3 protein-coding genes are annotated in these 4,846 nt (G+C 38.2%); 2 read left to right on the top strand and 1 reads right to left on the bottom strand.

Features of this window, described 5'->3' with window-relative positions; genetic code table 11:
• Positions 1–145: 145 nt before the first annotated feature.
• Positions 146–1,366 (bottom strand): hypothetical protein, encoded by a 1,221-nt coding sequence (locus tag MUW74_RS01785; RefSeq protein ID WP_243516943.1) that lies wholly within the window; start codon positions 1,364–1,366, stop codon positions 146–148.
• A gap of 330 nt (positions 1,367–1,696) precedes the next feature.
• Between MUW74_RS01785 and tyrS the strand changes: the two genes are divergently transcribed.
• Positions 1,697–2,986 (top strand): tyrosine--tRNA ligase, encoded by a 1,290-nt coding sequence (gene tyrS, locus MUW74_RS01780; RefSeq protein WP_243516942.1) that lies wholly within the window; start codon positions 1,697–1,699, stop codon positions 2,984–2,986.
• Between the two features lie 72 nt (positions 2,987–3,058).
• Positions 3,059–4,597 (top strand): YifB family Mg chelatase-like AAA ATPase, encoded by a 1,539-nt coding sequence (locus MUW74_RS01775; protein ID WP_243516941.1) that lies wholly within the window; start codon positions 3,059–3,061, stop codon positions 4,595–4,597.
• Positions 4,598–4,846 lie beyond the last annotated feature (249 nt).

Genomic DNA, 4,846 nt, shown 5'->3' with positions numbered 1-4,846 from the left:
TATTTCAGCTATAAGGGGCGATTTCTGATCGCAACTATTTTACAAGGGGCGTTTTTTTTTATATATATTATTATATATAATAATCAATTAAATATATCCCTTAAGTTGACGCCATTGGGTGAACGGAAACTAATATTTTCTGCTACTATTCCTTAGCGGCATCCTCTTGATTGACAGTCAATTCTTCTTTTTTAGGCTGATCTTGAATAATATAGATCGTAGATGTTACCCATTGTTCTGTTCTTTGACTACCCTTGCCTGTTTGACCTATTTTAATTTTTAATTGGTAAGAACCAGCTTGTAAGGTCGAATCAGTATTGAGTATGATGGGGAGGCCAGAAGATGGTATAGGCTTATTGTTAAATATCTCTACCCCAAATTTTTTGGTATAGTATATAGCTTTACTTACTCTATCTTGACTTACTGAAATAGACTTAACACCATAGCCTTCTGTGTCACCAGTTGCTTCTAGCATGACAGATTCTTGCGTGCCTGCTTTCATCGTAATATCCTGTAAGCTAAAACTGGGTTGAGTCGGTGTAATATGAGCTTGGGTCAGATCGGCCTCTTTATTTTTAGCAGTATCTGGCTCATCTTCTATGATTGAACCCATATGGTTTATTGTTTCACTCTGTAATACTGGTATTGTTTGTGTTGTACTAGATATATTAGATGATTTATTTTGTTTTTCAATTTTTAATGTATCTTGAACTTTTGCTTCATCTTTGATAACATGGATCATACATGTTACCGATTGTTCTGTTTTTTTACTACCTTTTCCCGTTTTCCCTATTTTAATTTTTAATTCATAAACACCAGCTTTTAGAGTTGAATCGATAGCTAGCGTAATAGCTAAACCAGAGGTTGGGATAGGTTGATTATTAAACAGCTCTACCCCAAATTGTTTTGTATAGTAAATACGATTTTGGCTTACTGAAATAGATTTAATGTTATATCCTGCTGTTATGCCAGCTACTTCTAGCATATGGGATTGCTTTGCTCCTGCATATATGGTAATGTCTTTTAAGGTAAAACTTGGCTGAACATTTCTTTGATCTGCTTGTGCCAATTGACCCATGGCGCTTTCATCCTGATGAGGCTCTTCCACTTTTAGAGAATCATTACTTGAGTTGGTAAAATTGCCTTGAACATTTATTTCAGCCGATTTTTGAATAGTTGCCGGTGCATTAGAAGCAATAGAGGCATTCTGTGTAGGGCAGGATTTTTTTTCTTTTCTTTCAAGAACAGGATTGATCTTCTTGTAAGCTTCTGCGTTTTTACATTGACACGATATACTATCTACAGCAAGTAGCAGAGCTGTAAAACGCCCATATATGACTAAAAAGTTATTGAAAATAGTAGCCATAGCAGCATTATTTTTTAACAGCGTTGCGTTCGAAACGCTACTTTTAGTAATCTAAACGTCGATCCGTTGGCTAGATTGCATCTATTAGATTGGGATCTTGCACTGCATCTTTCCTGCAAAGTTGTCAGCATAAATAAAGTTAACAACCATGCTAAACTTAGCTTGAGTAATATGTTTTTTACTGTTTTAACTTACATAAAATAATTTGGTTAAACAATTTTATGCTCCATTCCTCTTAAGAGAATCCATCAGCATAAGGGGATTACAAGCGCATTCTATTGTGATTCTTTTTAAGATTAACTACCTTAGGATAGTTTATTTTTTGATTACATGAAAGATTTTATAGCTAGCTTAACCTGGCGTGGTATGATCCATGATATGGTTCCAGGTATAGTCCAGCATCTGGCTAAAGGTATGACTACCGGGTATGTTGGTTTTGACCCTTCTGCTCCTTCTTTACATTTGGGCAATTTGGTTACTATTATGCTATTAAAGCACTTCCAAGAAGCAGGTCATCAACCTATTGCACTAGTAGGTGGTGCTACGGGCATGATTGGAGATCCCTCTGGACGTAGCCAAGAACGTACCTTTTTAACGGAAGAAGTATTGCGTTACAATGAGGCCTCTATTGCAAAGCAATTAGAAAAGTTTTTAGATTTTTCTACTGGTCCAAACAAGGCTCTCTTGTTAAATAATTTTGATTGGTTTAAAGATTTCTCTTTCCTAGGTTTTTTGCGTGAGGTAGGTAAACATATACCTATTGGCTATATGATGGCTAAAGATAGCGTAAAACAACGCATAGAAACTGGTATTTCTTATACTGAATTTGCTTATCAACTATTACAAGGATATGATTTTTATTATCTCTATCTACATAAAAATGTAACCTTACAAATGGGCGGGTCGGATCAATGGGGCAATTTAACTACTGGTGTAGAGCTTATTCGTAAAAAATCACAATATCAAGCATTTGCACTAACTGCCCCGCTCCTTACTCGTTCGGACGGCACAAAGTTTGGCAAGACAGCTTCTGGCAAAAATATATGGCTAGATCCAGCACAAACCTCCCCTTATGAAATGTACCAGTTTTTATTGAATGTTGGAGATCATGAAGCAGAAAAATTGATTAAGATATTTGCCTGTTGCAAACAAGAGGAAGTAGAAGCCATGATTTTGGCCCATCAGACCAAGCCTGAAATCAGACTATTACAGCAAACATTAGCCAAGATGGTAACCACCATGGTTCATTCGGAAGAGGCCTGTAACCAAGCCATAGTCTGCAGTACTATTCTTTTTGGTCATACTGCTTCAGCAGATGCGCTCTATGCCCTAAGCGAAGATGGGTTATTAAATGTTTGTGCCACTATACCTAAGGTGCATATTACAAAAACTGCCTTAAGTGAGGTAGACTCCATCGTTTCTTTATTATCTGTTGCTACAAATAATATGATTATGCCTTCTAAGTCAGAAGCAAGACGTATAATCGCCTCAGCTGGTATCAAGGTAAATAAGATATTGCTAAGAGATCCTTACCAAAAACCTGATTTTACTTTGTTACATGATCGTTATCTATTGGTACAAAAAGGGAAAAAAAATTATTACCTTATTGTTGTGGCATAAGCTTTTTTCTGAGCAATGCTTATGTCAGCAGCAGTAACGTTTCTCCGCAAGGCTCATATTTTTTTATAAAAAATGGTCACTAAATCTTTTAGCAGTGCCGTATATGGTGTAAATGCTTTTATTATATCCATAGAAGTAAGCATTGTGACTGGGACCAGCCTATTTATGGTAGGGCTGCCAGATAGTGCCATTAAAGAGAGTCAACACCGCATAGAATCGGTATTAAAACAGATTAAATGTACCATGCCCCGCCAGCGTGTCATTGTAAACCTTGCACCAGCCGATATCCGCAAGGAAGGTGCTTCTTATGACTTACCCATTGCTTTATCTATTTTACATGCCTCAGAACAATATAACTTATCTCGATTAGCCAACTATATCGTTATGGGTGAATTGGCATTAGATGGCGTGCTCAGGCCGGTAAAAGGGGTATTGCCGATTGCTATTGAAGCGCATAAAAATGGATTTCAAGGTATCATTGTGCCAGAAAAGAATGGACCAGAGGGTGGGATTGTAAGTAAAATAGCGGTCATTGCCGTCAACCACATTACAGAAGCGATTGCATTCTTAGCAGGAGAACGCACCATTCACCCTGTAGAAGTAGATACACGTAAACTCTTTGAAGCGCAGTCAGATGCTTATGCAGTGGATTTTGCAGATGTCCAAGGGCAAGAAAATATCAAAAGAGCCTTAGAAATTGCAGCAGCTGGTGGCCACAATGTGATTATGATTGGGCCTCCTGGAGCAGGTAAAACGATGTTGGCTAAGCGTTTGCCCTCTATTTTACCTCCTTTTACCTTAGCTGAAACACTAGAAACCACTAAGATCTATTCTGTAACAGGCCGCATGGATAGTAGTTATGGCTTATTGTCGACAAGACCTTTTCGAGCACCTCATCATACGATTAGCGATGTAGCATTAGTAGGAGGGGGGACTTTTCCGCAACCGGGTGAAATTTCTTTGGCCCATCATGGGATTCTTTTTTTGGATGAATTACCAGAGTTTAAACGGAGCGTATTGGAAGTCATGCGACAACCTTTGGAAGATGGGAAAGTAGTGATTTCAAGGGCTAAGTTTTCTATTGAGTTCCCTGCTAACTTTATGCTTATTGCAAGCATGAATCCTTGTCCTTGTGGCTATTACAATCATCCTGCAAAAGAATGTGTTTGTACTACGGTTAGTGTACAGCGCTATCTCAATAAGGTGAGCGGACCACTATTAGATAGAATAGATCTCCATGTAGAAGTAGTACCTGTACTCTTTGAAGAACTGACTGCTTCGAAAAGAAATGAAGCCAGTCAGCTGATTCGAGCACGTGTTGTTCAAGCAAGAAAGATACAGGAAAAACGTTTTCAAGGTCATATACAACTCTATACCAATGCACGAATGTCCTCTACCATGACTAAAGTGTTTTGTCCTATTTCAAAGGCCGGACAAAAGCTATTGCAGGTAGCTATGGAAAAGTTAGGACTGTCGGCAAGGGCCTACGAAAGAATTTTAAAAGTAGCCAGAACAATTGCTGACTTGGCAGGAAGTGAAAATATATCAGAACTGCATTTAGCAGAAGCTATTCAATACCGTAGTTTAGACCGAGAGGGGTGGGGTAGTTAAAAAGAATTGTTAACTAAATTTTTTGGGTAGCTGTTCAAGGGAGAGGTTTTGTATGCATTCAAGGCTATGGCTGTTCTAGGCAAAATGCCCCTTGTAAAATAGTTGCGATGAGCAGTCACCTATTAGAACTGATTGGAAAAACAGCTTGTTTGAACCCGCGGAGCGGGTGAGTTCTGTTTTTCCAGCTCTAATAGGTGACTGCCGCAACTTTTTACTGAGGGCTTGATTTTTTGGTTACTTTTTTATAAA

This window comes from Candidatus Cardinium sp. cBcalN2 (assembly GCF_022810445.1).
Lineage (GTDB): Bacteria > Bacteroidota > Bacteroidia > Cytophagales > Amoebophilaceae > Cardinium.
The sequence above is the reverse complement of the archived record's forward strand: the minus strand, read 5'-3'. Positions and strand labels throughout refer to the sequence as shown.

What these genes read in the sequence shown, in the direction of transcription:
- MUW74_RS01775 (WP_243516941.1), top strand. Translation starts at nt 3,059, where the DNA reads ATGGTCACTAAATCTTTTAGCAGTGCCGTATATGGTGTAAATGCTTTT.
- MUW74_RS01785 (WP_243516943.1), bottom strand. Translation starts at nt 1,366, where the DNA reads ATGGCTACTATTTTCAATAACTTTTTAGTCATATATGGGCGTTTTACA.
- tyrS (WP_243516942.1), top strand. Translation starts at nt 1,697, where the DNA reads ATGAAAGATTTTATAGCTAGCTTAACCTGGCGTGGTATGATCCATGAT.